Origin of the sequence: Kitasatospora sp. NPDC057595, assembly GCF_042800875.1 — a bacterium.
Lineage (GTDB): Bacteria > Actinomycetota > Actinomycetes > Streptomycetales > Streptomycetaceae > Kitasatospora.
Genome location: NZ_JBHVGL010000005.1, coordinates 170,644 through 197,628, shown reverse-complemented (window position 1 = coordinate 197,628; position 26,985 = coordinate 170,644). Strand labels below are relative to the sequence as shown.

The window sequence follows — 26,985 nt, the reverse complement described above, 5'->3', positions numbered from 1 at the left end:
GCGGCTCAGCCGCGGCTCCAGACGAAGGAGATCTCCGGGTGGCGCGGGGAGGGGGCGTCCAGCAGCGGCGACGGGCGCCCGCGCAGGAACCGGTCGAAGTGCGCGCGCACATAGGCGCGGGCCAGCGCGGTGGAACGGGCCGGGGCGATGGTGCCGAACAGCGCGGAGTAGAGCTCCGGCGACATGCGGTCGGCGGCGTGGCCCGGCCCGGCCGAGTACGGCCGGTCGGTGAAGCTGAGGTGACCGGAGTCGCGCTGGCGCAGCTGCCGTCCCCAGCCCTGCTGGTGGGAGCGCCAGCGCCGCCAGGTGTAGTGGTCGGCCAGGGCGGTGAGCAGCAGGAACGGCCGGTCCAGTCCTTCGTCCGCGACCGGCGAGCCGAAGAAGCCGCCGTCCATGTCGAGCCCGGCGGCGAAGCGGCGGTCCTGCCGCACGGCCTCGGCGGCGGCCGCGCCGCCCATCGAGTGGCCGAACACGCCGATTCGCCGCGGGTCGGCGCACGGCAGTCCCGGGTGCCGGAGCGCCGGCCCGACGCCGGTCAACTCCGTGGTGACGAAGCGGAGATCGGCCACCCGGGCGGAGACCTCCTGCTGCTCGGCGGCGTCCCAGTCGGCCGGCTCGTCCTCCAGCGCGCTGCGCACCACCCGGCCGTCCGGGAACTCGACGGCGGCCGCGTCGTAGGTGTGGTCGAGCGAGGCGACCAGATAGCCGTGCGCCGCCAAGTCCTCCGCCAGCGCGGTGCAGTTGCTGCGCCCGCCCTTCCGGCCGTGGCCGAGCAGCAGCAGCGGAAGCGCGCCCGGGAGCGCCGGCGCACCGAGCCGCGCCGTGGGGCGCATCCGGGTGAGGGTGCCCGGGTCCAGGAAGGAGTCCTGCTCCATCACCTCCGCCTCGCGTGCCGTGGCGTACGGCGCACGCGGGCGCCCGGCGGCGCCCGCCGCGGGGTACCAGAGCTGAACCATCAGTTCGCGCGGCCGGGGCGTGGGGGCGAACGGGTCCTGCCGGTTCCCGTCGACCAGGTGCAGCGACACCGTGCCGACCGGGTGCCCCACGGTCGGTGCCGGAAGGTCGATCGGCGCCGGGGCGCCACCGGGCCCGGGTGCGGCCCCGACGGCCGAGGCCGGCAGCGCGAGCGCCACGCCTCCCAACCCCGCAGCGGTCAGCAGCGAACGGCGCCGGATCATCGTCATCCACCCCTCGGGTCAACGGTCGTGACGTCGGATCACCCTAGGTGGGGCCGGTCGTCGGCGGCTAGGGGCGTCTCACGGACCGTCGCCGGTCGCCGGTCGCCGGTCGCCGGTCGCCGGTCGCCGGTCGCCCGTCGGCCGCTGTCGGCCGTTCGCCGTCCGTCGGGGGCGGGCGGGTCAGGCGGAGGTGAGGGCGAGACGGATCCAGCGCTGGGCCTCGGCGGTGGCGCGGTCGAGGGCGAGCACCCCGGGAGCGGTGGCGGCCTGGACGATCAGGCCCTTGAGCAGGCCGACCACCGCCGTCGCCGCTGCCTCCGGGTCGACCTCCGGCCGGACCTCGCCGACGGCCGCGCCCTGGCGGATCACCTCGGCCACCCAGCCGCGCATCCGGGCGTCCAGACGGGCGACGGCGTCGGTGAGTTCGGAGGAGCCGGCGAGCGCCTCGGCGCCCAGGACGACGAACGCCCGGCCGAGGTCGGTCGGGTGGCGCACCCCGTCGAGGCAGGCGGCCCGCGCGAAGGCGCACAGCTCCTGCACGGCGCCCGCGCCGCTGCGCGCCGGCGCGGCGGCGGCCATCGCCTCGGCGAGCGCCTCCTCCTGGAGCCGGGCCAGCAGGGCGCCCTTGGAGCCGAAGTAGTGCGAGGCCAGGCCCCGGCTGAAGCCGGCCTCCTCGCCGACCCGGGCGAGGGTCACCCCGGCGCTGCCGTGCTCGGCGACCAGGCGCGCGGCGGCGGCGAGCAGCGCGTGCTCGGCGCGCGCGCGGCGCTCGGCCTGGGTGCGGCGCGGCGGCTCTGGCCGGTCGGCCGGTGCGGGGGAGGGCTCCGTCGGGGAAACGTGCGTGGACATACCACCATGCTAGGGTGGAACTTGCTTGTTGAACAACAAGTAAGTTGGATGGTGCGGCCCGCCGACCGTGCCACCCCCTGCGAAAGGGAACCGGGATGACCGCCACGATGCTCGCCGGCCGGCTCGACGTCGCGAAGGGCGCCTTCGCCGTCGAAGAGGTGCCCGTGCCCACGCCGGGGCCGGGCCAGGTCCTCATCAAGGTCGGCGCCGCCGGCGTCTGCCTCTCCGACGTTCACCTGATCGAGGGCATGCTCAAGCCGCTGCACCTGCGGGGCGACAAGGTCACCCTCGGCCACGAGGTCGCGGGCACCGTGCACGTCCTCGGCGAGGGCGTCACCACCGCCGCGGTCGGTGACCGGGTGCTGCTCCAGGCCGGGGAGATCCGGGACGGCGTCGTCCTCACCCGGGGCGTCGACTACGACGGCGGCTGGGCCGAGTACGCCCTGGCCACCGTGGAGACCCTGGTGCCGATCCCCGACGAGCTGCCGTTCGAGCAGGCCTGCTTCATCCCGGACGCGGTCTCCACCCCGTGGGCCGCGATCACCGGCACCGGCGCCGTCCGCCCGGCCGAGGCCGTCGGCGTCTGGGGCGTGGGCGGGCTCGGTGCCCACGGCGTCCAGCTGCTGCGCGGCATCGGCGCCCACCCGATCGTGGCGGTCGACCCGCTGCCCGCCGCCCGTGAGCGGGCGCTCGCCTTCGGCGCCGACGCCGCCCTCGACCCGGGCGACCCGGAGTTCGCCGACCGGCTGCGCGCCGCGACCCGGGGCCGCCCGCTGGCCGCCGCGTTCGACTTCGCCGGGGTCGCCCCGGTCCGCGAGCAGGCGATGGCCGCGCTCGGCGAGCACGGCCGCCTGGTGCTGGTCGGCCTGACCAACCAGCCGCTGACGATCACCAACGGCACCCTGGTCAGCTACCTGCGCCAGCAGATCCGCGGCCACTACGGCTCGGAGGGCAAGGACGTGGTCGACCTGGTCGACCTGGTCCGCGGCGGCCGTCTGGAGTTCTCCCGCTCGGTCAGCGGCACCTTCCCGCTGGCCGAGGCCGCCGAGGCGGTCGAGGCCCTGGAGCAGAAGAAGGGCAACCCGATCCGGCTGGTGCTCGTCCCCTGACGGGCCCGGTGGCGTAGCCTCCCCCCGTGGTGCGCGAAGCACCGCGGGGGGAGGCGTCGCATGCTCGGATGGTGGTTCGTGGTCACGGCTCCGGCCGTGGGGGACGGTGCGGGCGAGGTGCTCGCCAAGTGGGAGACCGGTCTCGGCGGTCTCGACTGGATCGCGGCCCTGGCCGCGGCCGGCCGGGCCGAACAGCTGCGGTTCGACGGCTACCCGCTGCGCTACGCCGTCCGGGCCGAGGAGGTCCTGCCGCTGCTGGCCGACGGCTCGGTGTTCGGCGCCGGCCACCGGCCGCGAGAGCTGCATGCCGAGACGGTGGCCGGCTGCCCGCCGGACGCGCTGCTGACCGTCGACGCCTGGGACCAGTCCTGACCCGGTGGTTCGGCCACCCGCTCGGCCGGTCGCTCAGCCGCCCGCGGCGGTGGTGCGGGCGGCGGCCCGCTTGATGGCCTCGCGGATCCGCGGATAGCTGCCGCAGCGGCAGATGTTCTGGATCCGGTCGATGTCGGCGTCGGTCGGCGCCGGGTTGCGGCGCAGCAGGGCGACCGCCGTCATGATCTGGCCGGGCTGGCAGAAGCCGCACTGGGCGACGTCGCACTCCAGCCAGACCTCCTGGACGGGGTGCAGGGTGTCGCCGTCGGCGAGGCCCTCGATGGTGGTGACCCGACGGTCCGCGCAGTCCTTGACCGCCACGATGCAGGGCTGGATCTCCTCGCCGTCCAGGTGGCTGGTGCAGGCGCGGCAGACGCCGACCCCGCAGCCGTACTTGGGACCGGTGACGCCGAGCTTGTCGCGCAGCACCCAGAGCAGCGGCATGTCGTCCGGTGCCTCGACGGTGACCGGCCGGCCGTTGAGGACGAAGGTGTGGCTGGGCATGGGAGGGCGGGTTCCTCGGGGTCGGCGGGCGGGGGCGTGGGGCGGGGACACTCTGCTGGTGGTCAGAAGTTGATCGGGAAGGAGCGCGGGCCGGTGCCGGTCGCCCGGGCGTAGGCGTTGGCCACCGCGGCGGAGGCCGCCGGGACGCCGAGTTCGCCCGCGCCGCCCGGCGGTCCGCTCGGCGGCAGCAGGTGGATCTCGACCACCGGCGGGCTGTGCTTCTGCCGCGCGTAGTGGAAGTCGCCGTAGCTGCCCTCGCGGACGGCGCCGTGGTCGATGTGGTTGCCGGCCTGCAGGATCACCGAGATGCCGTCGATCAGCGCGCCGGTCAGCTGGGCCTCCAGGCCGGTCGGGTTGATCACCGTGCCGAGGTCGGCGGCGATCACCGCCTTGGTGACCCGGGGCTGGGTGGGCTCCGAGGCGTCGAGCTCGACCAGGTAGGCGGTGCGGCCGCCGTTCTCGGCGTGGTAGCCGACGCCCTGGGCCTGGCCGGCCGGCATGGCGCGGCCCCACCGGCCGGCCCGGGCGACCGTGTCGAGGACGGCCCGCCCGGCCGGGTCGCGCAGCCGGGCGCGGCGGAAGGCGACCGGGTCCTGGCCGAAGCGGCGGGCCAGCTCGTCGATCATGATCTCGTCGGCCACCCGCACGGTGCCGGAGTAGACGGAGCGCCAGCTGCCGGTCGGGATCCTCAGCGGCACCTCGGCGAGCACCTGGGTGGGGACTCCGACGTCGTACGGGTTGCTCTGGCTGAGCAGGAAGAACGCCTGGGCGACGGAGAGCCCGGCGACCTCCAGCTGGAAGCCGGCGGCGGTGAGCGCCTCGCCGAGGCCGTGGCCGAAGTCGGTCGTCACGGTGGCGGCGCGGTGCTCGTAGCTGAGCACCTGGCCGAGGCCGTAGGTGGCGCGGACGCGGTGGTGGGTGGCGGGGCGCATCCGGCCGTGCCGCATGTCGTCGTTGCGGGTCCACATCAGCTTGACCGGGCGGCCGGCCGCGCGGGAGATCCGGGCGGCCTCCAGCGCGGCGTCGTAGAACAGCCGGCGGCCGAACGATCCGCCGCCGCGCACCACGTGCACCGTCACCGCGTCCTGCGGCAGGCCGAGTTCGGCGGCGATGGTCTGCTGCGCGACGATCGGGGTCTGCGCGGCGAACCAGAGCTCGGCGCGGTTCGCACGGACGTCGGCGATCGCCGTCAGCACCTCCATCGGCGCGTGGTTGACGAAGGCGAAGTCGAACTCGCCGTCCACGTACTGGGTGAGCAGCGGGGGCACCAGGAACGGGGCGTGGGCGGCGCGCAGCCGCTGCCTGATGTCGGCGTCGGAGAGCGCGGCGACCGGGCCGGGATGCCAGCTGGTGCGCAGCGCGTCGCGGGCCCTGAGCGCCTGGTCGAACGTTTCGGCGAGGACGGCGACCCCGGTCGGGACCGTCACCACGGCGAGCACGCCGGGCATCGCGCGGGCGGCGGAGGCGTCCAGGGTGGCCAGGGTGCCGTTGATGGTGGTCGGGCGGGCGACCACGGTCGGCACCGCGCCGGGAACGGCGAGGTCGCCGGCGTACTTGGCGCGGCCGGTGACGATGTCGCGGGCGTCGATCCGGCCGGTGGGGCGGCCGATCACCCGGCGCTGCTCGGCGGGCTTGGGGGTGGCGGGGAGGGCGGGCACCGCGATGTCGGCGGCCGCGACGGCGAGTTCGCCGTAGCCGGCCCGGCGGCCGTCGGGGGCGAGCACGGCGGAGTCGGCGGTGCGCAGGGTGCCGGCCGGCAGCGACCAGCGCCGGGCGGCCGCGGTGACCAGCCGGGCGCGGGCGGCGGCGGCCACGGCGCGCACCGGGTCGTACAGCGTGCGGACCGAGTTGGAGGCGCCGGTGAGCTGGTTGAACAGCAGGTCGGGGCGGCTGTCGGAGAGCGGGACCTCGACGTCGGCGAGGCGGGCGTCGAGCTCCTCGGCCACCATCATCGCGACCGTGGTGGTGAGGCCCTGGCCGACCTCCAGCCGGGGCAGGTGGAGGACGGCGCGGCCGGCGGCGGTGATCTCCAGGACGAGCAGGTGCGAGGTGGGCAGCCCGGCGAGCTGGAGCGCCTGGCCGAGGTCGACGATGTCCGGGATGCCGGGCAGTCCGAGCAGCGGGGCCGGGGCGGTGGACTGCCGCGCGGGTACTGCCGCCTCGGCGGCCCGGGCGGTGGCGGGCGCGGCGGCGTCGAGGCCGGCCCGGGCGGCGACGGTGAGGGTCGGCGCGGCGAGCAGGTACGTCAGGAAGCGGCGGCGTTCCGTGGCGGCGGGCCGCCGCTCGGCGGCGGGGCCCGGGTCGCCCGGGGGCGCGGTGGAGGTGCTGATGGGAGAGCCCTTCTCGCCGGGTGACGGCTTCCGCCGGACGGGAGCCGCGACGCTCCCGCCCCGGTGCCGGACGGCGCTCGCGGGGCGTGCACGTCTTGGTCGTGTCCACGATCGCGAACGAGAACGCGGACGAGCATAGGAGGGCCCTACTGGCCGGTCAACACGGCTTTCCGGGACGGGATCGGACAGCCGGGGGAGGGGATCGGACAGCTGAGCGGACGTCGGACGGGACGGACACGGAGGGCGCGGGCCGCGCCGGGTACGGCGCGGCGTGGAGCCGTCCGGCGGTCCGCGCCCCGGGGGCGCGCGTCCGGCCGAGGGGGCGGACGGGGGCACCGGCGGGCGCCGGGGGGTGTCCCGGGCGCCCCGAGGTGCCGAAGTGGCCCAAGATCATCGATGATCACTGGCCCTGTCGAATGGTCCGCCGGTGTTCGAGACTGGGGGTCCCACACCGCCCGCCACCGTCCAGGGAGTACCGTGCCGTTCCGCCTCCGTCCCGCCTCCCCGGCCCAACGCAAGCTCGCCGTCGCACAGTTGGTGAGCGCGATCGGCGACGGTGCGTACTACACCAGCTCGGCGCTGTACTTCACCCGGATCGTCGGCCTCTCGCCCACCCGGCTCGGCCTCGGCCTCGCGGTGGCCTGGGCGATCGGCTCGCTCGCCGGGGTGCCGCTCGGCCACCTCGCCGACCGGCGCGGACCGCGCGGCACGGCGGCGGCGCTCGCCCTCGGCACGGCCGTGGTGGTGGCCTCCTTCCTGACGGTCCGCTCCTTCCTGCCGTTCCTGGCCGCCGCCTGCCTCTACGCGACCGCCCAGTCCGGGCTGGGCGCGGCCCGGCAGGCGCTGGTCGGCGGGCTGGTCCCGGAGGGGGAGCGGACGGCGGCGCTGGCCCGGCTGCAGGCCACCCTCAACGCCGGGCTGGCGGTGGGCGCCGCGCTCGGCGGCGTCGCGCTGACCGTCGGGACCGGGGCCGCCTTCCGCGCCGCGTTCGCGCTCACCGCCCTGGGCTTCGTGACGACGGGTCTGCTCCTGCTGCGGCTGCCGGTCGTGCCCGGGTCGGCGCCCGCGGCGGCGTCCGCGTCGGCCCCGGCCACGTCGCGGACCGTCCCCGGCCGCCCGGCCCGGGACGGCGGGTTCGCGGTCCTGGCGGACCGCCGGTACGTGGTCGTGGCGCTGGTCAACACCGTGCTGCTGCTGCGGATGCCGCTGCTCAGCCTGGTGATCCCGCTGTGGATCGCCGACCGGGCCCCGCAGCTCGGCTGGCTCGGCTCGGGCCTGTTCGTGCTCAACACCCTCGGTGTGACGCTCTTCCAGGTCCGCACCGCCCGCGCCGTCACCGGACTGCGCTCGGCCGCCCGGACCGTCCGGCAGGCCGGGGCGGTGCTGCTCGCCTCGTGCGCGGTCTTCGCGCTGTCCGCCGCGGCGGTCCCGCTGTGGGCGACGGCGGCGCTGCTGGTGGCCGGGGCGGTGCTCCAGGTGGTCGGCGAGATGAAGCAGTCCGCCGGGTCCTGGCAGATCGCCTTCGACCTCGCCCCGGCCGACCGGCTCGGCCAGTACCAGGGCTTCTTCGGCACCGGCGTGGCGGTGGCCCGCACGGCCGGACCGCTGCTGCTGACCACGCTGCTGCTGGACGGCGGCGGCCCGGGCTGGCTGCTGCTCGGCGGGCTCTTCCTGGCCGCCGGCTGCGCGATGGGCCCGGCCGTGCGCCGGGCCGAGCGCGACCGCCCGTGGCGGACGCCGGTCACCACCGGGGCGCTCACCGAGGCCTGCTGAGACCCATGACGGCCTGCCAGAGCATACGGTGAATGATGATCTTCAGCCATCGACCGCACTGTTTCCCGTCAATCAGCTGCTGGAACGACGGATTGACGCCCCCTCGGGCCGATCCCGCAAGAATCTCCCGTCGCACACGTCTTCCCCTGCTGATCGAGTACTGACAGGCTGTGCGGGTTTGCAGAACCGGAGGAGGTTTCGTGTCCCGTATCACCAGCGTGGCACTGGCTGTCACCAGTGCCCTCGCCCTCGTCGCCGGATCGGCCGCGGCGGCCGTCGCCGCCCCGTCCGCCGGCCCGGCGCCCGAGGCCAAGGTGGCACCGGTCGACTGGAAGCCGTGCAACCCCGACCCGACCCAGCCGGACCCGAAGATCTACGACTGCGCCGTCTACCAGGTGCCGCTCGACTACGACCACCCCAACGGCGAGACCACCGGCATCGCCATGATGCGCCGCCGCGCGAGCGACCCGGCCAAGCGGATCGGCTCGCTCTTCATCAACCCCGGCGGGCCGGGCGGCAGCGGCTACATGTGGGCGACCACCACCCGCTTCGGCAAGGACGTCCAGGACCGCTTCGACCAGATCGGCTTCGACCCGCGCGGCGTGGAGCGCAGCAACCCGCTCAAGTGCTTCACCACCGACGAGGAGGCCGCCGGCGTCAACGACCGGATGGTCGGCGTCCCGGTGACCAAGGCCGAGATAGCCCAGACCATCGACGCCACCGAGGACTACAGCGACGCCTGCTCGCGCAACGCCGGCCCGCTCATCGAGCACATGTCGACCATCAACGTGGTCCGCGACCTCGACCGGATGCGCCGCGCCGTCGGCGACACCAAGCTGAACTTCGTCGGCTTCTCCTACGGCACCCTGATCGGCGCCACCTATGCCGGCATGTACCCGGACAAGGTCCGCGCGCTGATCGTCGACGGCAACGTCGACCCCAACCTGCGGATGCACAACGGCGTCGAGTACGACCGCCAGCGCGCCACCGGCTTCGAGGTCGCCCTCGCCGAGTACCTCAAGCGCTGCCAGACCGCGGGCGCCCCGCGCTGCGCCTTCGGCGACGGTGACACCCGCACCAAGTTCGACTCGCTCCGCGACCGCCTGCGCACCGGCCCGGCCACCCTGCCGGACGGCACCCAGGTCACCCTCTCCAGCTTCACCGGCCAGGTCGCCAACGCCCTGTACGCGCAGAGCCGTCAGGCGCCGCTGGCCAAGTCCCTCCAGGCGCTCTACTCGGTCGTCAACGCCCCGGCCGCCGCCGCCCAGGGCCTGGCCCCGGTCACGCCGGTCGACCCGGCCGCCGTCGAGGACGCCAAGGTGCTCGCGACGGAGGTGCCGAACGCGCTGCGCGAGGCCCTGCCGGAGACCGCGTACTCCGCCGACGACTCCTACTACGGCGTCAACTGCCAGGACAAGCCGTACCCGTCCAACCCGTGGACCTTCGTCAACCTGGCCAAGGCCTGGGAGAAGGAGTCGCCGACCTTCGGCCGCTACCAGGCCTTCGACGGCCCGACCTGCTCCAGCTGGCCGGCCCCGGCCCGCGACGCCGAGCGCTTCACCGGCCCGTGGAACAAGAAGACCGCCACCCCGGTGATGGTCGTCGGCAACCTCTACGACCCGGCCACCAACTACACCTTCTCCCAGCGCATGCAGCGCCAGCTGGGCAACGCGGTGCTGGTGTCGGTCGACGTCGTCGAGCACTGCGCCGTCGGCCGCAGCAAGGAGCTCGGCAAGCTGGTCACCGACTACCTGGTGAACCAGAAGGCCCCGGCCGCCGGCCAGCTGCTGAAGCCGGACGCCGAGGCGTTCCCGCCGGTCGCCTGACACCCGACCACCGCGAATCAGAACGGCCCGCTCCCGGAAACAGCCTTCCGGGAGCGGGCCGTTCGGCGTACCCGGAGCCGCTCAGAGATCGGTGAGGGGGACGGTCGGGTCGGCGAGGGCCTTCACGTCCACCGGGCGGCCGGAGCGGACCAGTTCGCGGATCGGGTCGGTGACGTCCCAGACGTTGACGTTCATGCCGGCCAGGACCCGGCCCTCGGAGAGCCAGAAGGCGATGAACTCGCGGGTGGCCGGGTCGCCGCGGAACACCACGCGGTCGTAGCCGCCGGGTTCGACGTAGCCGGTGTACTCCATGCCGAGGTCGTACTGGTCCGTGAAGAAGTAGGGGACACGGTCGTACACCGCGTCCTCGCCGAGCATCGCCCGGGCGGCGGTCTGCGGCTGGTTGAGGGCGTTGGCCCAGTGCTCGACGCGCAGGTGGCGGCCGAAGAGGGGGTGGTAGGCGTTGGCGACGTCACCGGCCGCGTGGATGTCGGGGTCGGAGGTGCGCAGGTGCTCGTCGGTCTTGATGCCGTTGTCGACCGTCAGGCCGGCCGCCTCGGCGAGCGTGGTGGTCGGGGCGATGCCGATGCCCACCACCACCGCGTCCGCCGCCACCGTCGTTCCGTCCGCCAGCCGGACACCGGTCACCCGGCCGCCCTCGCCGGTCAGTTCGGTGACCTGCACGCCGAATCGCAGGTCCACGCCGTGGTCGCGGTGCAGGTCGGCGAAGACCTGCGCCACCTCGTGGCCCAGCACCCGCAGCAGCGGAAGTTCGGCCGCCTCCAGCACCGTCACCTCGGCGCCCGCCGTCCGGGCCGCGGCCGCCGTCTCCAGCCCGATCCAGCCCGCGCCGATCACCACCACCCGGGCGCCCTCGCGGAACACCCCGCGGATCCGCTCGCTGTCCTCCACCCGTCGCAGGTAGTGCACGCCCTCCTGCTCCGCCCCGGGCACCGGCAGCCGGCGCGGTACCGAGCCGGTGGTCAGCAGCAGCTTCGCGTACTCCACCCGCCCGTCGTCGGCCAGCGTCACCGTGTGCCCCGCCGGGTCGATCGCGACCACCGGCGTGCCCAGCCGCAGCGTCACGTCGTGGTCGGCGTACCACTGCGGCGGATGGACGTAGATCTTCTCCCGGTCGGTCTTGCCGAGCAGATAGCCCTTGGAGAGCGGCGGGCGCTCGTACGGGCGCTCGTGCTCGTCGCCGATCAGCACGATGCCACCGGTGTACCCGGCCTCGCGCAGCGCCTGCGCGGCCTTGGCGCCGCCGAGGGAGGCGCCGACGATCACGAAGGGGCGCTCCCGCCCGCCGCCTCCGGTGCCGCTGCTGTCCGTGCTCATGGTGAACTCCTCGTTCTCCGGCGGAAATCACGGACAGCCTGCCGCCGGCCGGGGGAGCTGTCGAGAGCGCGTGCGGCGCGCCGCGCGGGCTCCCCCGAACGGGTGACGCGCTGGTCAGGGCTTCAGGGCGTCAGGGCTTCAGGCCGTCATCGCGTCCCGGACCAGCGCGGTGTCGGTGAACTGCTCGAACCGCACGATCCGCCCGCCGCGCACCGTGAAGTGGTGCGCCACCCGCACCGCCAGCGGCCGGCGGGTGGCCTTGTGCACCGCCGTGTACCGGCCCAGCACCACCACCTCCTCGCCGGCCACCACGTACCGGTCGTCGTGCGCCGTCCAGTCCTCCCACTCGGCGGCCAGCCGCTCCATCACCCCGCCGGTGACGCCCTTCGGCGTGCGGTAGGTGCCGCCCAGCGGGAAGCCGGCCATCTCGGTCCACTCCACGTCGTCGGCGAGCGTGCTCCGCAGTGCCCCCAGATCGCCGCGCGCCGAGGCCAGGTACTGGCGGCGGACCACGTCGGCCGGGGCGTCGGACTCCGCGAAGGCGGCCTCGGACCTCGGGATCTCGATCATCGCGCTCAGCCCCAGCTCAGCTCGCCCTTGGCGACCTTCGTGCCGAGGTCGACCGCCAGTGGCATGCCCAGTTCCGGGAAGCGCCGCTCCAGCGCCGCCCTGGCCGCCGCCGCGTCCGGTGCCCGGCCGATCTCCGTCTCGAAGGCCCGCAGGTAGTCGCGGGTGTGGTCGATCGACGAGGTGTCGGTCGGTGCGCCGTCCGTGCGGTGCCCGGCCACCACGAACGCCGGCTCCAGCGCGGCCATGCCGTCCAGCAGGTCGATCCAGGCGGCCCGCTGCTCCGGCGTCGGCGTGTCCGCCGTCCACACGTGCAGTCCCTGGAACAGCAGCACGCCGCCGAGCACCGTGCGGTGGTGGTGCTGCCACAGGTAGTGCCGGTCCGGCAGGTGGAAGTCCGCGCCGCGCAGCTCGAAGCGGTGCCCCTCGAAGACCAGCTCGTCGCCGTGCAGCACCTCCGGGCGCACCAGCCGGGTCGGCAGCTCCGGCCCCAGGTGCGCCCAGGCCCGCTTCTTGGCGTCGAAGGTCTCCTGGATGTGCTCGACCGTCGACGCGGTGGCCAGGAACCGGGCCTGCGGGAAGACGTCCTGCAGCTCCTGGGCGCCGAAGTAGAAGTCCGGGTCGCCGTGGCTGACGAACACCGTGGTCAGCCGTTTCCCGCTCGCCTTCACCCGCTCCGCCAGCCGCCGCCCGTCGGACCGGGTGAACCCGGCGTCCACCAGCAGCGCGTCCTGCGGCCCGGTGACCAGCACGGAGGTCTTGTCGAGCGAGCTGTCCGGGCTGTCGATGACCTCGAAGTCGAGGGCGCTCATGCGGTGTCCTTCCTCACGACCGGAGCCGGGCGCGTGCGCGCGCGTGCCTCGCCGCCCAGGATCGGCGACCGGGGGCCCGCCCGCACCCCGGGCCGCAACCCGGTCCGCCGTGCCGGGCCGCCGTGCCGGTCCTCAGCCGGCCGGGCGGAGGCGGGCGACGGCGGCCGCGGCGAGGAGGGTGACGGCGGCGAGGGACGGCCACAGGACGCCGGGTCCGACGCCGAGCAGGGCGGTGAGGACGGCCGGGGCGAGCGCTCGGCCGACACCCATCGACAGCTCCCAGCGGGCCAGGGCACGGCCGAGCAGGTGCGGCGGCGCGCTCGCGGCGACCAGGGCGGTGCCCGAACCGGAGTAGAGGATCTCGCCGAGGGTGAAGAGCACCGACACCACCGCCACGGCGGACGCCCCGGCGGTGCCGCCGATCCCGCCGGCCGCCCAGAAGCCCAGGTAGGAGAGGGCGAGCGCGGTGCCGCCGACGGCCAGCAGGGTGTGCCGGGAGCGGTGGGCGAGGCGGAGCACCACGGCCAGCTGGAGGGTGATCACCAGCACGGTGTTGCCCACGAAGATGCCCGAGGACCAGGCCGCGGAGGTGTGCAGGTGCAGTACCAGCAGCGCCGGCAGGGCCACCTCCAGGACGTCGAAGGAGAAGGCGAAGGGCAGGTTGGCCACGCTGAGCAGGGTGATCCGGCGCAGCGCCGGGGCCGCGGCGGGCTCGGTTCCCGCAGGGCTCCCGGACGCGGCAGGACCCTCGGACACGACAGGGGCCGACGGCATCCGGGGCGCGGACACCCGCAGCGAGTGCACCAGCACCGCCGACAGCAGGCACCCCACGGCGGTCACTCCGGCGAGCATCCGCAGCGTCGCCGGGCCGCCCGCCACCGCGAGGGTCGCCAGCAGCGCGCCCGCGCCCATCCCGGCGTTGCGCAGCGTCCGCCCGGCCGCCAAGGCGGCGTCCCGGGTGCGGCCCTCGGTGAGCGTCGTGACGACGGCGGCGTGGGTGGCGGGCCAGGACTGGCTGCCCACCCCGAGCAGCACGGCCGCCGCCACGAACCCCGGCGTGCCGTCGGACAGCAGCAGCGTCACCGCTCCGGCCGCCCGCACCAGGAGGGTCGCCGCCGCCGGCAGGCTGCGGGCGCCCCGGTCGATCCACCGGCCGGTGAGCGGGAGGACGAGCAGGCCCGCGACCATCCCGGCGGACATCGCGAGGCCGGCCGTCCCCGCGTCCAGGGCGAGCACGCCGATGCCGTAGAGCAGCAGGAACGGCCGCAGCAGGCCGGTGCCGAGCGCGTCCACCAGCAGCGCGGCCGCGTAGCGCGGGCCGCCCGCGGCGGTGAGCAGGCCGAGCAGGGCGGCCGGTCCGCTGCGGGGCTCCGGTGGGACGGAGGGTGGGACGGGGGACGGGGTGGGGGCCGGGGCGGGGGAACGGTGCGGTGGGGTTCGGGTCGGGTTCATGACCGGTACCGTCGGCCCCCGCCCACCCGGCGGGCACGTCGATTGACGAGTCCCGCCAATCGGTGCCGGGTGCCGTCGTCGCAGGTGACAGGATCGGAGTCGTGAGCCTGACCATCGACATCACCGGCCTGCCCGACGAGCGCCTGCTGTTCACCCCCTCCCCGCTGGCCGAGCTCAGCGCCATGCTGCACGTGCTCGCCGAACCGGCGCACCACCCCACCCTGCACGGATGGGCGGCGAGCACCACGGCCGCCGTCCCGCCGGCGCTCGCCGACCGGCTCGGCGAGGCGGAGTTCCTCTGGCGCTCCTCGCGCGCCGACTTCCTCGTCCCCGGACTGCCCGGCGCCACCCTCGCCGCGGAACTGGACGCCGTCGACCGGATCGACGACGAGCAGTACGTCCGCGCCGCCCTCGTGATGACCTGCGGCGCCTCCCGGCTGGCACACCGGTTCGCCTCGCCGCTCACCGACCCGGTCGCACAGGAGCGGGCCCGCGACCTGGCCCTGGCCCGCGGCCCCCGGCAGGCCGAGTTCGCCGACCGGCTGCTCACCGACCCGCCCGCCGTCCGGGCGCTGGTCCGGCGGCTGCTGGAGGACTGCGCGGACGCCTTCTTCGCCGACGCCTGGCGCCGGGTGCTGCCCGAACTGGCCTCCGACGCCCGCCGCAAGACCGACCTGCTGGTACGGCACGGCGCGGCCGAGGCACTGGCTGCCGTCTCCTCCTCGGTCCAGCTGGAGGACACCGGCGAGGGACGGCGCCGGATCGTCGTCGACAAGCTGCAGGACAACACCACCAGCGGGACCGCCGGCGGCGGCGTCACCTTCGTCCCGACCGCCTTCGGCCGCCCGCACCTGCTGGTGGTCTCGGCGCCCGGCTGGCGGCCGGTGGTGCAGTACCCCGTCGCCGAGGAGGGCGGCGGGACCGAACCGGTCTCGCTCGCGGTGGTCCAGCAGCGGCTGGAGGCGCTCGCCCACCCCGTCCGGCTCCGGCTCGCCCGCACCATCGCCCGCGGCCCGCACACCACCGGCGAGCTCGCCGCCGCCTGGCAGATCAGCGCGCCCGAGGTGTCCCGGCACCTTTCGGTGCTCCGCAAGGCCGGCCTGCTGACCACCCATCGGCGCGGGCGGTACATGCACTACCAGCTCGACCTGGCCGGCAGCGCCCGGCTCGGCACCGACCTGCTGGAAGCGGTGCTGCGGTGACGGGGAACACGGAGCCGACGGGGCACGTTCGAGCGGTCATGACCAGTGACGACGCCGCTTCCGGCGCACCCGAGATCCTGCGCTACGCCGCCTTCGCCGCCGACCCGGCGGGCGGCAACCCGGCGGGCGTGGTGCTCGACGCGGCCGGCCTGTCCGGCGAGCGGATGCTCGCGATCGCGGCCGAGGTCGGCTACTCGGAGACCGCCTTCCTGACCCCCGACCCGGCGGGCGGCTACGCGGTGCGCTACTTCAGCCCGCTCACCGAGGTGCCGTTCTGCGGCCACGCCACCGTCGCCTCCGCCGTGGCACTGGCCGAACGGGTCGGCCCGGGACACTACCTCTACCGCACGGCGGCGGGCGAGGTGCCGGTCGAGGTCGCCGAGGACCCCGACGGCGGCCTGCGCGCCACCCTCACCAGCGTCGAGCCGCAGGTCACCGAGGTGGACGCGGCCGACGTCGCCGAGGCGCTCGCCCTGCTCGGCTGGGCACCCGAGGACCTCGACCCCGCGCTGCCGCCCCGCTGCGCCTACGCGGGCGCCCGGCACCTGGTGCTGGCCGCCGCCACCCGTGAGCGGCTGGCCCGGCTCGCGTACGACTTCGACGGCCTCGCCGCCTTCATGACCGCCCGTGACCTGGTCACCCTCCAGCTGGTCTGGCGCGCCGGCCCCGACGTCTTCCACGTCCGCAACCCGTTCCCGGTCGGCGGCGTCGTCGAGGACCCGGCCACCGGCGCGGCGGCCGCCGCCTTCGGCGCCTACCTGCGCGCCCTCGACCCCGCCGGCGCCCCGCCCGCCGTCACCCTCCACCAGGGCGAGGACCTCGGCCGACCCGGCGTGCTGCACGTCGACCTGCACTCGGCGGCCCCACGCGTCCGCGTCTCCGGCGCGGCGGTGGCCATCCCGTAGGGCAGGGGGCCGCCGGGTGGGCCGCCCGACCGGACCCCCGGCCGGAAAACCGGTCGCGTGGGTGGGGCGGGTGCGGGAACCTGCCACGGTGAATCAAGCGGATGTGCGGACGGTCGGTGTCCATCTCACCCACGGGGGCGACTACCTTGGGCCGGTGGGTCCCTTCGAGGTGGGGGAGCCGTGGTGGTCGTCGGTCGGGTCGGTGGTGGAGCGGGTCTCGGGCGAGGTCGGGGTGCCGGTGGTGGTGGTCCGGCTGGTCGCGGTGACCGGCGGGGAGGGTGGCCGCGGCGGGCACCCGGTGTACCACGTGGAGGCGCTGGAGTACCCGGCCGGACGGGCCGCGCGGCCGGCGGACGCCGGGACCTCGGCGCTGCTGGGGCCGGCCGAGCGGCGGGCCGGCTGGGCGACGCCGCAGGGGCTGCGGGCGGCGCTCGACTGGGCGGAGCGGGCGCTCGCGGCGGCCGGACGGCCGGTCACCGGGCGCGCCGGGCAGGTCCGCAGCTGGAACCTGTCCGGCCTGTTCCGGCTGCCGACGGCCACCGGCCCGGTCTGGCTGAAGGTGGTCAACCCGGCGTTCAACGCCCGTGAGGCGGAGGCGATCGCGCTGTTCGGCGCCGCCGACCCGGCGCTGGTGCCGGTGGTGCTCGCCGCCGACCCGGCCGAGGGGCGGGTGCTGCTGGACGAGGTGCCCGGGGAGGACTGCTGGGGCCCGTCGGAGGCCGTGGTGGCGGACGTCGTACCGCGCCTGGTCGCCGCGCAGGCCACGCTCGCGGCCGACGGCCGGGCCGCCGCGGCGGGGCTGCCCGACCGTACCCCGCGCGCGCTGGCCGCCGCCGTCCCCGGGCTGCTCGACCGGCTCGCCGCCGGGTCGGAGCTGACGGCCGGGGAGCTCGCCGACGCCCGGGTGCTGGCCGGGCGGCTGCCCGCGCTGGTCGAGGAGCTGGCCGCCTGCGGGCTGCCGGAGACCGTGCTGCACGGCGACTTCCACCCGGGCAACTGGCGCTCCGACGGCGGCGCACCGGTCGTCCTCGACTTCGCGGACGCCTGCCTCGGCCACCCGGTGGCCGACGCGCTGCGGCCCCGGGCGTTCGTGTCCGGGGAGCGGTGGGCCCAGCTGGCCGGGGAGTGGGCGCGGGCCTGGCGCGAGCGGGTGCCGGGCTGCGCGCCGGAGCGGGCGCTGGAGCTGGCCCCTCCGCTGTTCCACCTCGGGTACGCGCTGCGGTACCAGGAGTTCCTGGACCACATCGAGGACAGCGAGCGCCCGTACCACGAGGGCGACCCGGCGGCCGAGGTGCGGCGCGCGCTGGAACGGGCCCGCTGACCCCCGGCCGCCCCCGGCTGCCCCCGGTGCCGTCGGCGCCGCGCCGGTCGGGGCGTGGCGCCGACGGACGGTCAGCCCGGCCGGACGGTCACCCGGCCGGGCTGATCCGGCGTCCGTCGCGGGCGCCGTACAGGATGAGCGCCTCGACCGGGCAGTAGTCGACGGCGTCGGCCAGCTCCGGGGTGAGCGGTTCCCCGGCGGCGCCGGTCGGCTGCTCGCGCAACGGCCGCGCGAGGCCGTCGGCGCCGAGCGCCAGCGAGCCGGGCGCGGTCAACGCGCACATGCCCGAGCCGATGCACCGGTCGCGGTCGACCTGGACGATCACCTCCGGCCCGGTCCCGGCGGTGCCGTGGCCGGTCACCAGGAGACCTGCAGCCGCTGCGGGCTGCGGGTCAGCAGGCCGCGACGCCAGTCGATGGCCTCCTGCGGCGCGGTGAGCCGCAGCGCGGGCAGCCGCCGGGCCAGCCGGTGCAGGGCGAGTTCCAGCTCCATCCGGGCCAGCCAGGCGCCCAGGCAGTGGTGCGGTCCGGCGCCGAAGGTGTACATCGGCGCGGCGAGCGGGGAGAACAGCTCGGTCAGCAGGTCCCCGGTGAACACCCCGGGGTCGGTGTTGGCGGCGTTGACGTCGGCCGCGACCACGCTGCCGGCGGGGATCCGCACCCCGCCGATCTCGACGTCCTCCGCCGCCCGCCGCAGCAGGCCGGGCAGCACGTCGGCGTCGCCCAGCGGAACGACCCGCAGCAGCTGTTCGGTGGCGGCGGCCGCGCTCTGCTCGTCGGAGGCGAGCTGCTCCCAGGCGTCGCGGCCCTCGCCGAGGAGGTAGACGAGGGCGTTGCCGAGCGAGGTCATGGTGGTCTCGTGCCCGGCCACGACCAGGCCGATGACCAGCGTGACGATCTGCTCCTCGGTGATCCCGGGGGTGTCGGCGGCTGCCGCCAGCAGGCTGCTGACCAGGTCGTCGCCGGGCGCGGCGCGCCGCTCGGCGACGACCTCGGCGCCGAACGCGGCGAACTCGTCCATGGCGGTGCGGATGGCCTGCGCGGTGAACGCGGTGGTGGCCAGGGCGTGGTCGCTCCAGTGCTCCAGGCGCTTGCTGTCGAGGAGGTCCAGGCCCATCAGCCGGCTGATCACGGCCACCGGCAGCGGACGGGTGTAGCCGGCGACGATGTCGGCGGGCGAGCCTTCGTCGATCAGCTCGTCGATCAGGCCCTCGACCACCGAGGCCACCCAGGGGCGCCAGCGGGCGATGGCGCGCGGGGTGAACGCCCGCTGCACGGTGCGGCGCAGCCGCTGGTGCTCGACGCCGTCGATGTTGAGCAGCCCGTTCGGGTCGTCGAGCAGGTTGGGGGTGAGGGTGAGCGGCGGGGCGTCCGGCGTGTGGAGCGGGGCGCGGCCCAGGCGCGGGTCGGTGAGCACCTGCCGGACGTCGCTGTGCCGGCTGACCAGCCAGACCGGGGTGCCGGTGGGCAGGGCGGCCAGTCGGGGCGGTCCGGGCGCGGTCAGGCGCAGGCAGTGCAGCGGCGGCAGCACGGCCGGGGCCGGGCCGGGGGGAGTGGCGGTACCGGTTCCGGCACCGGTGGCACTGTTGTCGGCGGACATCCGTACTCCAGTCTCCAAGGCGGTGGCCGCCGCGGACGGCGGCCGGCGGGGGGTGGATCCGGGCGGTGCGCGGGGGACGGGCGGGCCGGCCGACGGGTGTGCCGGGTGTGCCGGACTGGCTACGACCGTACGTGGGCGACGGTCCGTCGTCAGCGAGCTTTCCGGCCAACGCCCGGGAACCGTGGGCATGGTGAGGACGCGGCGACGGCAAGGGGGCGCTCGGTGGTGATCGCGCGCCCCGTGGTGCGCCCCGGGGTGGGCCGCCGCGGTGAGCCGGATCACCCGGGACGCTCCCCGACCCGCCGCCGGACCGGGCGCTACGCTTCGTGGGCGAGTCGTCCGACTCGTGTCGACCGACCGTGTCGACGCAGGTCACGCCGGTGCAGAGCGGCACCGGCCGACGGAGGTGGAACCGGATGGGCCAGCAGGTCAAGGCAGTCATCGCGCGCGCCAAGGGTGCGCCCGTGGAGGTGACGACGATCGTCGTGCCCGACCCCGGGCCGGGCGAGGCGGTGGTGCGGATCCAGGCCTGCGGCGTGTGCCACACCGATCTGCACTACCGTGAGGGCGGGATCAACGACGAGTTCCCGTTCCTGCTCGGCCACGAGGCCGCGGGCATCGTGGAGACGGTCGGCGAGGGCGTCACCGAGGTCGAGCCCGGCGACTTCGTCGTCCTCAACTGGCGCGCCGTCTGCGGCCAGTGCCGCGCCTGCAAGCGGGGCCGGTCCCAGTACTGCTTCAACACCCACAACGCCAAGCAGCGGATGACGCTGCTCGACGGCACCGAGCTGTCCCCGGCGCTGGGCATCGGCGCGTTCGCCGAGAAGACCCTGGTCGCCGCCGGCCAGTGCACCAAGGTCGACCCGGCCGCCGACCCGGCGGTCGCCGGTCTGCTCGGCTGCGGCGTGATGGCGGGCATCGGCGCCGCGATCAACACCGGCAACGTCGGCCGCGGCGACACGGTCGCGGTGATCGGCTGTGGCGGTGTCGGCGGCGCTGCCGTGCTGGGCTCGCGGCTGGCCGGCGCGTCGAAGATCATCGCGGTGGACATCGACGACCGCAAGCTCGCCACCGCCGAGAAGCTCGGAGCCACCCACACCGTCAACTCGAAGAACACCGACCCGGTCGAGGCGATCCGCGAGCTGACCGGCGGCCACGGCGCGGACGTGGTCGTCGAGGCGGTCGGCCGCCCGGAGACCTACCAGCAGGCCTTCTACGCCCGCGACCTGGCCGGCACCGTCGTCCTGGTCGGCGTGCCGACTCCGGAGATGAAGCTGGAGCTCCCGCTGCTCGACGTGTTCGGGCGCGGCGGCGCGCTGAAGTCCTCCTGGTACGGCGACTGCCTGCCCTCCCGGGACTTCCCGATGCTGATCGACCTCTACCTCCAGGGCCGTCTGGACCTCGGCGCCTTCGTCAGCGAGACCATCGGGCTCGACGCGGTGGAGCAGGCGTTCGAGCGCATGCACCAGGGTGACGTGCTCCGTTCGGTGGTGGTCCTGTGAGCGACACGACCGCCCGCATCGACCGGCTCGTCACCGCCGGCACCTTCGAGCTCGACGGCGGCAGCTGGGAGGTGGAGAACAACGTCTGGATCGTCGGCGACGACACCGAGGCCGTGGTGATCGACGCGGCCCACGACGCCGCCGCGATCGAGCGGGCGCTGGCCGGGCGCCGGCTGCTCGCCATCGTCTCCACCCACGCGCACAACGACCACATCGACGCCGCCCCGGAGCTCGCGGCGCGCACCGGCGCGCCGATCCTGCTCCACCCGGACGACCTGCCGCTGTGGAAGCTCACCCACCCGGAACGCCTCCCCGACGGCGAACTCGCCGACGGACAGCGGATCGAGGTCGCCGGCACCGGGCTGACCGTGCTGCACACCCCCGGCCATGCTCCCGGCGCGGTCTGCCTGTACGCGCCGGACCTCGGCACGGTGTTCACCGGCGACACCCTCTTCCACGGCGGCCCGGGCGCCACCGGCCGCTCGTTCTCGCACTTCCCGACGATCATCGACTCCATCCGCGAGCGGCTGCTCACGCTGCCCGCGGACACGGTGGTCCGCACCGGCCACGGCGACCCGACCACCATCGGCGCCGAGGCCCCGTCCCTCCAGGACTGGATCACCCGCGGCCACTGAGCGCGCGGGGGTGCCCGAGGCCCGGGCCCGGCGGTCCTCCGCCGGGCCCGGGCACGTACGATCGCGGCCATGGCCCATGACCCGCGTGCGCTCGACGACGCCTTCCTCGCCTTCTGGCGGGAGCGGCACATCTCCACCCTGACCACCCACCGCCCGGACGGGTCTCCGCACGTGGTGCCGGTGGGCGTGACGTTCGATCCCGGGACCGGCGTCGCGCGGGTGATCAGCAGCCGCACCAGCCGCAAGGTGCGCAACGTGCTGGCGGCCGGGGAGGCCGGGCAGCGGGTGGCGGTCTGCCAGGTGGACCGGGCGCGCTGGTCGACGCTGGAGGGCGTCGCCGTGGTGCGTGACGCGCCGCAGGAGGTGGCCGAGGCGGAGCGCCGGTACGCCGAGCGCTACCGCGAGCCGCGGGTGAACCCGGACCGGGTGGTCATCGAGATCACCGTGGACCGGGTGCTCGGGCGCGCGTAGCGACAACTGCCGCTCCGTTTATCCGACGTTGATCGTCAGGCCCTACCGTCGGGGCATGAACGAGGGAACGACGGTGGACCGGGGCGTGCGGGCCCCGGCCGAGGGCGGCCGGATGACGGCCGAGGACGCGGACCGCTTCCGGGTGCTGCTGGCCCGGCTGGAGGACTCGCTGGCGGCGGACCGCCGCACCGGGGTGGTTCCGGCGGCGAGAACGGCGCCGGGCCGCGATGGATGAGCGCCACCCGGCCGCGCGCGTCGCGGTGCTGCCGCTGTGGCAGCGCGGCGCGCGGACGGGCGGCGACCGCGGGCTACTTGGTGAAGCGCACCTCGGGGAAGGCGCGCGAGGGCCGGTCGAGCAGCGGGGCCGGCCGGCCGAGCAGGTGCCGGTCGAAGAACGCGCCCAGGTAGGCGCGGGTGGCGGCGAGCGCGCGGTTCCCGTTGATGGTGCCGAAGCTCTCCCGGTAGGTGTCCGGCGGCAGTTGGTCACGCAGGCCGAGGTTGTCGACCAGCCAGTGCTCGTCGGAGAACGACAGGTGCCCGGCGGTGGGCATCTCCACCCAGTAGCGGGGGCCGGTGAACCGCTTCCAGTTGTCCTCCCAGTTCTGGGTGGCCTCCGGTGAAGCGCCGACCCCGGCGCTGAACAGCAGGGCCGGGCGCCCGGTGTCGTCCCCTGCCGGGATCCAGATGCTGCCGTCCAGGTTGGCGGCGGCCTTGATCCGCGGGTCCTCGCGCATCGCCTCCAGGGCGGCCGCCCCGCCGAGGGAGTGCCCGGCGGCGCCGACCCGCGAGGCGTCGATGCTCAGGCCGCGGACCGGGCCGCCGTGCCCCGGCGCGGTCAGCCTGTCGAGCACGAAGCGCAGGTCGGCAGCCCGGGCGCGGGAGGACTTCGCGCCGAACTCCGGGTCCTTCCCCTCCAGTCCGCAGGCCAGGCAGGACTCGATCCGGCCGTCGGGGAACTCCACCGAGGTCTCGTAGGTGGAGTCGACGGCGGCCACCGCGTAACCCCGGGCGGCGAACTCCTCGCCGAGGGCGGTGAGCGTGCTGCGGCTCATCCCGAAGCCGGGGGAGAGCAGGATCAGCGGGTGCCGTCCGGCGGCCGGCCGGGCGTCGGCCACGGCGTTGGTCCGGATCGTGGCGGGCTCGTCCAGGTCGTACAGGGCGCGGGACAACTTCGGTGATATGTAGGGCGCGTGGGCGCCGCGGGGCGAGTCCGCCGGGTACCAGAAGGTGGCCATCAGCTCGCGCGTCGGCGCGTCGGCGCGCCACGGGTCGGGGCGGCTCGCGTCGACCAGGCGGACGGACGACGTCCCGACCGGCCGGTGCGCGGTCGGGGCGGGCACCAGCGGCCTCGCGGAGTGGGCGGTGCCGCCGGCTGCGGCGGCGGCCACGTTCAGGGGTGCGGCCGGGGCCGCGCCGGCCAGCGCGGTGGCCGGGCCGGCCAGCGCGAGGACCAGGGTGGTGGACATGATCGTCAGGGCGGCGGAACGCCACCGTCGGTTCTTCGACATGACGCCACGTTAGATTCGCCCGGGCCATCGGCACGTCGCTCCGCCGGTGGAGCGCCGGTACGCCGCGAGGGGGAGCCGGACCGGTCCCGGGCACGCCGTCCGGCGCGGTCCGGCTCCCCCTGGGGGCGTGCCCCGGCGGTGGTGCTCAGCAGTCGCAGCCGCAGTCGCAGCCGTCACAGCCGTCGCAACACCCGCCGCAGCAGCTCGCGTTCTCCCCGCAGCACTGGCACCCGTCGCAGCAGCACTCGCCGATGTCGCAGCAGTCGTGCCGGGCGCAGAAGCCCTCGCGGGGTTCGCCGGAGAACGGGTCGTTGTGGTTGCAGCAGAGCAGCTGGCAGGTGCAGGCCATCAGCGCCCACGCGGCGCAACCGGCCAGCAGGTTGCGGCCGTTCGGCGGCGGCGCGCCGGGCGGGGTGAAGCCGGGGCCCTGCGGAACCCACGGCGGGACCGGTGCTCCGGGCTCCTGCGGCGGAGCCTGGTCCGGGTCCTGCTGCGGCGGCGCCTGGTACGGGTTGGCGGCGAGCGGGGTACCGCCGCCGTCCTTCGCCCCGGCCCGGCAGGCGGTGTGACCGGCCCGGCCGAAGACCCGCTCGACGGCGCGCTCGGTCTCGTGCGCGAGCAACACGTGCACCAGGGTGCGGTCGGCCAGTTCGACGTCCCGCAGGGCGAGCCGGATGCCGTGCACGGCGTCCCGGCAGAGCCGCTCGGCCTCGGCGCGGTCGGTGCCGGTGGCGCTCAGCGGGTTCCAGGCGCCGCTCGTGGCGTCGGCGTGCTGGTCCTCGGCGGCGTCCAGCAGGTGCGCGAGCCGGCCGAACAGCCGGCCCGCCTCGGCCAGCGGCGCCGCGTTCCCGGGCCGGCCGGCCAGCGCGGCGGTGTGCGCGAAGGCGGCGGCGGTGGCGGTCTCGGTGGGCTCGGTGACCAGCAGCACCGAGCCGCCGACCGGCAGCGCGCGCTCCAACTCGCCCTGCCGGGCGGCCGCGTCGAGCAGGACGGCGGTGTCGAAGCCGACCACCGAGGCGCTGCCCGCGCTCTTGCGGTCCCAGCGCCGGGTGACCGCCCGGGCGCCCGCCGCCACGGACCGCCGGGCGAAGACGCCGTCCCGGTCCTCCACGTGGTCGCGGATCTTCACCGAGGCGAGCGCCAGCGAGACGGCGGCGGCCAGCCGGGCGCCCTCGCCCTGCGCGACGGAGGCGGTGCGCATGCCGCGCAGCGGACACGGCCCGGCGGTGCGCCGCCCGGCTCCGTCCCCGGCGGCGGCCTGCGCCTCGACCAACACCGAGATGATCAGCCCGTCGTAGTTGGTGGCGGTCCGCGCCAACTGCCCGTGGTCGTCCCGCAGGGCCAGGCAGAGCCCGCAGAGGTGGGCCATCCAGCCGGCCTGCAGCCGCTCGGACAGGCGGTGACGGCAGGGTCTGATGATGCCGAACATGTGGTTCCCCCGTGTTTCGCGTGGGCCGTCGGCCCGTGATCGCGCACATCATATGATCGCCCGCTCGATGCCCCGGAACCCTCGACGGACCGGCCGGGCCATTCCCGGATTCGGGATAGCATCACGGATATGGGAATCGACACGGCCGCCGACGAGCGGCTGGCGGAGCGGCTCGCCGAGTTGCGGGTCGAACGCGGATGGACGCTGGAGGGGTTGGCGCGGCGCGCGGACGTCAGCCGCTCGACGCTCTCGCGGGTGGAACGGGCCGAGGTGAGCCCGACGGCGGCGCTGCTCGGGCGGCTCTGCGCCGTGTACGGGCGGAGCATGTCCCGGCTGCTCGCCGAGGTGGAGGCGGCGCCCGCGCGGCTGGTGCGGGCGGCCGACCAGCGGGTCTGGCGGGACGAGGCGACCGGGTTCGTCCGGCGCTCCGTCTCGCCGCCGCACGGCTCGCTGCGGGCCGAGGTGATCGAGGGACGGCTCCCGGCCGGCGGCGACATCGCCTACGACAAGCCCTGTGACACCGGCCGGGAGCACCACCTCTGGCTGCTGGAGGGCCGCTTGGCGCTCACCGTCGACGGCGCGGAGGAACTGCTGGAGGCCGGCGACTGCCTGCGCTTCGTCCCCGAGACCACCCGCTTCCGCTGCCCCGGCCCGGACGGCGCCCGCTACGCGCTGGTGGTGGTCGAGCCATGAGCGGGCGGGACGCGGGCGGCCTGGACGCGAGCGGGCGCGGCGAGAGCGGGCCGGGCGCGAGCGGGACCGCCGCGATACCCGGGCCGCCGTCGGCCAAGGAGAAGTTCGACGCGGCCGGGCGGCGGGTCCTGCTGGTCTGCGTCGCCGGCGGTTTCACCACCCTCATCGACCAGTCGGTGCTCAACACCTCGATCCCCGCGCTGCGCGAGTCGCTGCACGCCCAGCCCGCCCACCTGCAGTGGATCGTGGCCGGCTACTCGCTCGCCTTCGGCCTGGCCCTGATCCCCGGTGGGCGGCTCGGCGACGTACGTGGCCGCAAGTGGTTCTTCGTCGGCGGCCTCGCCCTGTTCACCCTGGTCAGCCTGGTCTCCGCGACCGCCACCGAGCCCTGGGTGCTGGTCGCCTCCCGGCTGCTCCAGGGCGCCGGCGCCGGACTGGTGAACTCCCAGATGATCGGCACCATCCAGGACGTCTTCCGCGGCCAGCTGCGGGCCAGGGCGCTCGGGATGTACGCGGTCACCGGCGGCCTCGCCTTCGCCCTGGGCCCGCCGATCGGTGGAGCGGTGCTCGCCGCCGTCGGGCCGGAGCACGGCTGGCGGCTGAGCTTCCTGCTCAACGTCCCGTTCGGACTCGCCACCGTGGTGCTGGCGGCCCGGCACCTGCCGCGCCCGCGCCCCAGCACCCGCGGCGCCGACCTCGACCTGGTCGGGCTGCTGCTGGTCGGCGCGCTGACCCTGGCGCTGATGCTGCCGTTCGTCCAGCCGCCCGGCTGGGCGGGCTGGCTCGGCTTCGCCGCCGCCGCGGTCCTGCTGCTGGCCGCGCTGGCCCGGTGGCAGCGCCGCTTCGCCCGGTCCGGCGGCCAACCGCTGATCCACCCCGCGCTGACCCGCTCGGCGCCGTACGCGCTGGGGACGGCGGTGGCGATGGCCCAGTTCGGCTCCTCGCTGGCGGCCGGGCTGGTGCTGACCATGTTCCTGCAGGACGGGCTCGGCCTGTCGCCGCTCGGCGCGGCCCTGGTGGCGCTGCCCTCAGCGGTCGCGATGGGCTTCGCCTCGGCGTTCGCCTGGCGGGTGGTGCAGCGCTTCGGCCGGCGGACCGTCACGGCGGGCATGACCGGCTCGGCGCTGGTGATGCTGGTCGGCGGTCTGGTCGCGCTGCGGGCGCCGGCCGGCTGGCTGCCCTGGCTGCTCGCGCTGCTGCAACTGCTGGGCGGCGCCTCGGTCGGGCTGATGGGGGCGCCCAACCAGGCGTTCGTGCTGCGGCACGCGCCGGCCGAGGCGGCCGGGGTGAGCGGGGCGATCCTGCAGATGGCGCAGCGGATCGCGGCGGCGGTCAGCGTCTCGGCGCTCTCCGGCGTCTATCTGCGGGCGACCGCCGGGGGCGGCGGGCACCGGGCGGCGTACGCGTGGGCGAGCGGTGTCTGTGCGGCGCTCGCCGCGCTGGCGGTGCTGGCCTCGGTGCTGGCCGGCCGGGCGACGGCGCGCGAGGAGAAGGCCCGTGAGGAGGCGGCCCGTGAAGAGACGGCCCGCGCCGGCGGACCCGCGGAGACGCCGGACGCGGTACGCGAGGGGACCCGGGCGTCCGGCTGAGCGAGGCCCGCGGGCCGGGCC

25 protein-coding genes are annotated in these 26,985 nt (G+C 75.7%); 13 read left to right on the top strand and 12 right to left on the bottom strand.

The annotated features are described in order from the left end of the window. Positions 1-5: 5 nt before the first annotated feature. Both ACFU9E_RS11145 and ACFU9E_RS11140 read right to left on the bottom strand, forming a co-directional pair. Positions 6-1,184, bottom strand: coding sequence for an alpha/beta hydrolase (locus ACFU9E_RS11145; protein ID WP_380685132.1), 1,179 nt, complete (start codon positions 1,182-1,184; stop codon positions 6-8). 174 nt (positions 1,185-1,358) lie between these two features. Continuing rightward, a complete protein-coding gene (locus ACFU9E_RS11140) occupies positions 1,359-2,027 on the bottom strand; it encodes a TetR family transcriptional regulator (RefSeq protein WP_380685134.1) in 669 nt (222 codons plus the stop codon). Positions 2,028-2,122: 95 nt separating this feature from the next. Between ACFU9E_RS11140 and ACFU9E_RS11135 the strand changes: the two genes are divergently transcribed. Continuing rightward, entirely contained in the window at positions 2,123-3,136 is a 1,014-nt protein-coding gene (locus tag ACFU9E_RS11135) for a zinc-binding dehydrogenase (RefSeq protein ID WP_380685136.1), read from the top strand. 60 nt (positions 3,137-3,196) lie between these two features. Beyond that, on the top strand, positions 3,197-3,508 hold the full coding sequence (locus tag ACFU9E_RS11130; protein WP_380685137.1) for a hypothetical protein: 312 nt from the start codon (positions 3,197-3,199) through the stop codon (positions 3,506-3,508). Between the two features lie 33 nt (positions 3,509-3,541). Here ACFU9E_RS11130 and ACFU9E_RS11125 read toward each other — a convergent pair whose 3' ends face one another. Both ACFU9E_RS11125 and ACFU9E_RS11120 read right to left on the bottom strand, forming a co-directional pair. Next, positions 3,542-4,012, bottom strand: a complete 471-nt coding sequence (locus tag ACFU9E_RS11125; RefSeq protein WP_380685138.1) for a (2Fe-2S)-binding protein — start codon at positions 4,010-4,012, stop codon at positions 3,542-3,544. A gap of 62 nt (positions 4,013-4,074) precedes the next feature. After that, positions 4,075-6,678: a molybdopterin cofactor-binding domain-containing protein gene (locus ACFU9E_RS11120; RefSeq protein ID WP_380714917.1), complete on the bottom strand. Its 2,604-nt coding sequence runs from the start codon at positions 6,676-6,678 to the stop codon at positions 4,075-4,077. Between the two features lie 141 nt (positions 6,679-6,819). Between ACFU9E_RS11120 and ACFU9E_RS11115 the strand changes: the two genes are divergently transcribed. Both ACFU9E_RS11115 and ACFU9E_RS11110 read left to right on the top strand, forming a co-directional pair. After that, positions 6,820-8,115, top strand: a complete 1,296-nt coding sequence (locus ACFU9E_RS11115) for an MFS transporter (RefSeq protein WP_380685139.1) — start codon at positions 6,820-6,822, stop codon at positions 8,113-8,115. Between the two features lie 200 nt (positions 8,116-8,315). Next, entirely contained in the window at positions 8,316-9,941 is a 1,626-nt protein-coding gene (locus tag ACFU9E_RS11110; RefSeq protein WP_380685140.1) for an alpha/beta fold hydrolase, read from the top strand. A gap of 81 nt (positions 9,942-10,022) precedes the next feature. Here the strand turns inward: ACFU9E_RS11110 and ACFU9E_RS11105 are convergent, their stop codons facing one another. The 4 genes from ACFU9E_RS11105 to ACFU9E_RS11090 form a co-directional block, all read right to left on the bottom strand. Beyond that, positions 10,023-11,279: an NAD(P)/FAD-dependent oxidoreductase gene (locus tag ACFU9E_RS11105; RefSeq protein WP_380686938.1), complete on the bottom strand. Its 1,257-nt coding sequence runs from the start codon at positions 11,277-11,279 to the stop codon at positions 10,023-10,025. A gap of 138 nt (positions 11,280-11,417) precedes the next feature. Next, a complete protein-coding gene (locus tag ACFU9E_RS11100; RefSeq protein WP_380686940.1) occupies positions 11,418-11,849 on the bottom strand; it encodes a nuclear transport factor 2 family protein in 432 nt (143 codons plus the stop codon). 5 nt (positions 11,850-11,854) lie between these two features. Continuing rightward, positions 11,855-12,658 (bottom strand): MBL fold metallo-hydrolase, encoded by an 804-nt coding sequence (locus ACFU9E_RS11095; RefSeq protein WP_380686942.1) that lies wholly within the window; start codon positions 12,656-12,658, stop codon positions 11,855-11,857. A gap of 132 nt (positions 12,659-12,790) precedes the next feature. After that, complete coding sequence (locus ACFU9E_RS11090; protein ID WP_380686944.1) at positions 12,791-14,110, bottom strand: MFS transporter; 1,320 nt, start codon at positions 14,108-14,110, stop codon at positions 12,791-12,793. A 101-nt stretch (positions 14,111-14,211) separates the two neighbouring features. On the opposite strand from ACFU9E_RS11090, the gene ACFU9E_RS11085 reads away from it, so the two are divergent. From ACFU9E_RS11085 to ACFU9E_RS11075, 3 genes are all read left to right on the top strand, one after another. Further along, positions 14,212-15,312 (top strand): DUF5937 family protein, encoded by a 1,101-nt coding sequence (locus tag ACFU9E_RS11085; protein ID WP_380686946.1) that lies wholly within the window; start codon positions 14,212-14,214, stop codon positions 15,310-15,312. Positions 15,313-15,350: 38 nt separating this feature from the next. Then, positions 15,351-16,217: a PhzF family phenazine biosynthesis protein gene (locus ACFU9E_RS11080; protein ID WP_380686948.1), complete on the top strand. Its 867-nt coding sequence runs from the start codon at positions 15,351-15,353 to the stop codon at positions 16,215-16,217. Positions 16,218-16,371: 154 nt separating this feature from the next. Further along, positions 16,372-17,538 (top strand): aminoglycoside phosphotransferase family protein, encoded by a 1,167-nt coding sequence (locus ACFU9E_RS11075; RefSeq protein WP_380686950.1) that lies wholly within the window; start codon positions 16,372-16,374, stop codon positions 17,536-17,538. An 88-nt stretch (positions 17,539-17,626) separates the two neighbouring features. Here ACFU9E_RS11075 and ACFU9E_RS11070 read toward each other — a convergent pair whose 3' ends face one another. Further along, entirely contained in the window at positions 17,627-17,899 is a 273-nt protein-coding gene (locus tag ACFU9E_RS11070; protein WP_380689392.1) for a ferredoxin, read from the bottom strand. Then, positions 17,896-19,137: a cytochrome P450 gene (locus ACFU9E_RS11065; protein ID WP_380689394.1), complete on the bottom strand. Its 1,242-nt coding sequence runs from the start codon at positions 19,135-19,137 to the stop codon at positions 17,896-17,898. The genes ACFU9E_RS11070 and ACFU9E_RS11065 overlap by 4 nt, the downstream gene beginning before the upstream one ends. 416 nt (positions 19,138-19,553) lie before the next feature. On the opposite strand from ACFU9E_RS11065, the gene ACFU9E_RS11060 reads away from it, so the two are divergent. The 4 genes from ACFU9E_RS11060 (at position 19,554) to ACFU9E_RS11045 (ending at position 21,980) form a co-directional block, all read left to right on the top strand. Beyond that, positions 19,554-20,639, top strand: coding sequence for an S-(hydroxymethyl)mycothiol dehydrogenase (locus ACFU9E_RS11060; protein ID WP_380689396.1), 1,086 nt, complete (start codon positions 19,554-19,556; stop codon positions 20,637-20,639). Next, positions 20,636-21,274 (top strand): MBL fold metallo-hydrolase, encoded by a 639-nt coding sequence (locus ACFU9E_RS11055; protein WP_380689399.1) that lies wholly within the window; start codon positions 20,636-20,638, stop codon positions 21,272-21,274. Before ACFU9E_RS11060 ends, ACFU9E_RS11055 begins: the two co-directional genes overlap by 4 nt. A 69-nt stretch (positions 21,275-21,343) precedes the next feature. Next, positions 21,344-21,745, top strand: a complete 402-nt coding sequence (locus tag ACFU9E_RS11050) for a TIGR03618 family F420-dependent PPOX class oxidoreductase (RefSeq protein ID WP_355376109.1) — start codon at positions 21,344-21,346, stop codon at positions 21,743-21,745. Between the two features lie 55 nt (positions 21,746-21,800). Next, positions 21,801-21,980, top strand: coding sequence for a hypothetical protein (locus tag ACFU9E_RS11045; RefSeq protein WP_355376106.1), 180 nt, complete (start codon positions 21,801-21,803; stop codon positions 21,978-21,980). Positions 21,981-22,053: 73 nt separating this feature from the next. Here ACFU9E_RS11045 and ACFU9E_RS11040 read toward each other — a convergent pair whose 3' ends face one another. Together ACFU9E_RS11040 and ACFU9E_RS11035 are read right to left on the bottom strand one after the other, a co-directional pair. Continuing rightward, complete coding sequence (locus ACFU9E_RS11040; RefSeq protein ID WP_380690350.1) at positions 22,054-23,253, bottom strand: alpha/beta hydrolase family protein; 1,200 nt, start codon at positions 23,251-23,253, stop codon at positions 22,054-22,056. A 145-nt stretch (positions 23,254-23,398) separates the two neighbouring features. Further along, complete coding sequence (locus ACFU9E_RS11035) at positions 23,399-24,682, bottom strand: DUF5685 family protein (protein ID WP_380689488.1); 1,284 nt, start codon at positions 24,680-24,682, stop codon at positions 23,399-23,401. Between the two features lie 129 nt (positions 24,683-24,811). On the opposite strand from ACFU9E_RS11035, the gene ACFU9E_RS11030 reads away from it, so the two are divergent. Then, positions 24,812-25,375, top strand: a complete 564-nt coding sequence (locus ACFU9E_RS11030) for a helix-turn-helix domain-containing protein (protein WP_380689490.1) — start codon at positions 24,812-24,814, stop codon at positions 25,373-25,375. Further along, complete coding sequence (locus ACFU9E_RS11025) at positions 25,372-26,964, top strand: MFS transporter (RefSeq protein ID WP_380714914.1); 1,593 nt, start codon at positions 25,372-25,374, stop codon at positions 26,962-26,964. Before ACFU9E_RS11030 ends, ACFU9E_RS11025 begins: the two co-directional genes overlap by 4 nt. Positions 26,965-26,985: the final 21 nt, after the last annotated feature.

Excerpts from the sequence above, each read along its gene's own strand:
- ACFU9E_RS11145 (WP_380685132.1), bottom strand. The coding sequence starts at position 1,184 with ATGACGATGATCCGGCGCCGTTCGCTGCTGACCGCTGCGGGGTTGGGA.
- ACFU9E_RS11140 (WP_380685134.1), bottom strand. The coding sequence starts at position 2,027 with ATGTCCACGCACGTTTCCCCGACGGAGCCCTCCCCCGCACCGGCCGAC.
- ACFU9E_RS11135 (WP_380685136.1), top strand. The coding sequence starts at position 2,123 with ATGACCGCCACGATGCTCGCCGGCCGGCTCGACGTCGCGAAGGGCGCC.
- ACFU9E_RS11130 (WP_380685137.1), top strand. The coding sequence starts at position 3,197 with ATGCTCGGATGGTGGTTCGTGGTCACGGCTCCGGCCGTGGGGGACGGT.
- ACFU9E_RS11125 (WP_380685138.1), bottom strand. The coding sequence starts at position 4,012 with ATGCCCAGCCACACCTTCGTCCTCAACGGCCGGCCGGTCACCGTCGAG.
- ACFU9E_RS11105 (WP_380686938.1), bottom strand. The coding sequence starts at position 11,279 with ATGAGCACGGACAGCAGCGGCACCGGAGGCGGCGGGCGGGAGCGCCCC.
- ACFU9E_RS11100 (WP_380686940.1), bottom strand. The coding sequence starts at position 11,849 with ATGATCGAGATCCCGAGGTCCGAGGCCGCCTTCGCGGAGTCCGACGCC.
- ACFU9E_RS11095 (WP_380686942.1), bottom strand. The coding sequence starts at position 12,658 with ATGAGCGCCCTCGACTTCGAGGTCATCGACAGCCCGGACAGCTCGCTC.
- ACFU9E_RS11090 (WP_380686944.1), bottom strand. The coding sequence starts at position 14,110 with ATGAACCCGACCCGAACCCCACCGCACCGTTCCCCCGCCCCGGCCCCC.
- ACFU9E_RS11080 (WP_380686948.1), top strand. The coding sequence starts at position 15,351 with ATGACCAGTGACGACGCCGCTTCCGGCGCACCCGAGATCCTGCGCTAC.
- ACFU9E_RS11065 (WP_380689394.1), bottom strand. The coding sequence starts at position 19,137 with ATGTCCGCCGACAACAGTGCCACCGGTGCCGGAACCGGTACCGCCACT.
- ACFU9E_RS11060 (WP_380689396.1), top strand. The coding sequence starts at position 19,554 with ATGGGCCAGCAGGTCAAGGCAGTCATCGCGCGCGCCAAGGGTGCGCCC.
- ACFU9E_RS11050 (WP_355376109.1), top strand. The coding sequence starts at position 21,344 with ATGGCCCATGACCCGCGTGCGCTCGACGACGCCTTCCTCGCCTTCTGG.
- ACFU9E_RS11045 (WP_355376106.1), top strand. The coding sequence starts at position 21,801 with ATGAACGAGGGAACGACGGTGGACCGGGGCGTGCGGGCCCCGGCCGAG.
- ACFU9E_RS11040 (WP_380690350.1), bottom strand. The coding sequence starts at position 23,253 with ATGTCGAAGAACCGACGGTGGCGTTCCGCCGCCCTGACGATCATGTCC.
- ACFU9E_RS11035 (WP_380689488.1), bottom strand. The coding sequence starts at position 24,682 with ATGTTCGGCATCATCAGACCCTGCCGTCACCGCCTGTCCGAGCGGCTG.
- ACFU9E_RS11030 (WP_380689490.1), top strand. The coding sequence starts at position 24,812 with ATGGGAATCGACACGGCCGCCGACGAGCGGCTGGCGGAGCGGCTCGCC.
- ACFU9E_RS11025 (WP_380714914.1), top strand. The coding sequence starts at position 25,372 with ATGAGCGGGCGGGACGCGGGCGGCCTGGACGCGAGCGGGCGCGGCGAG.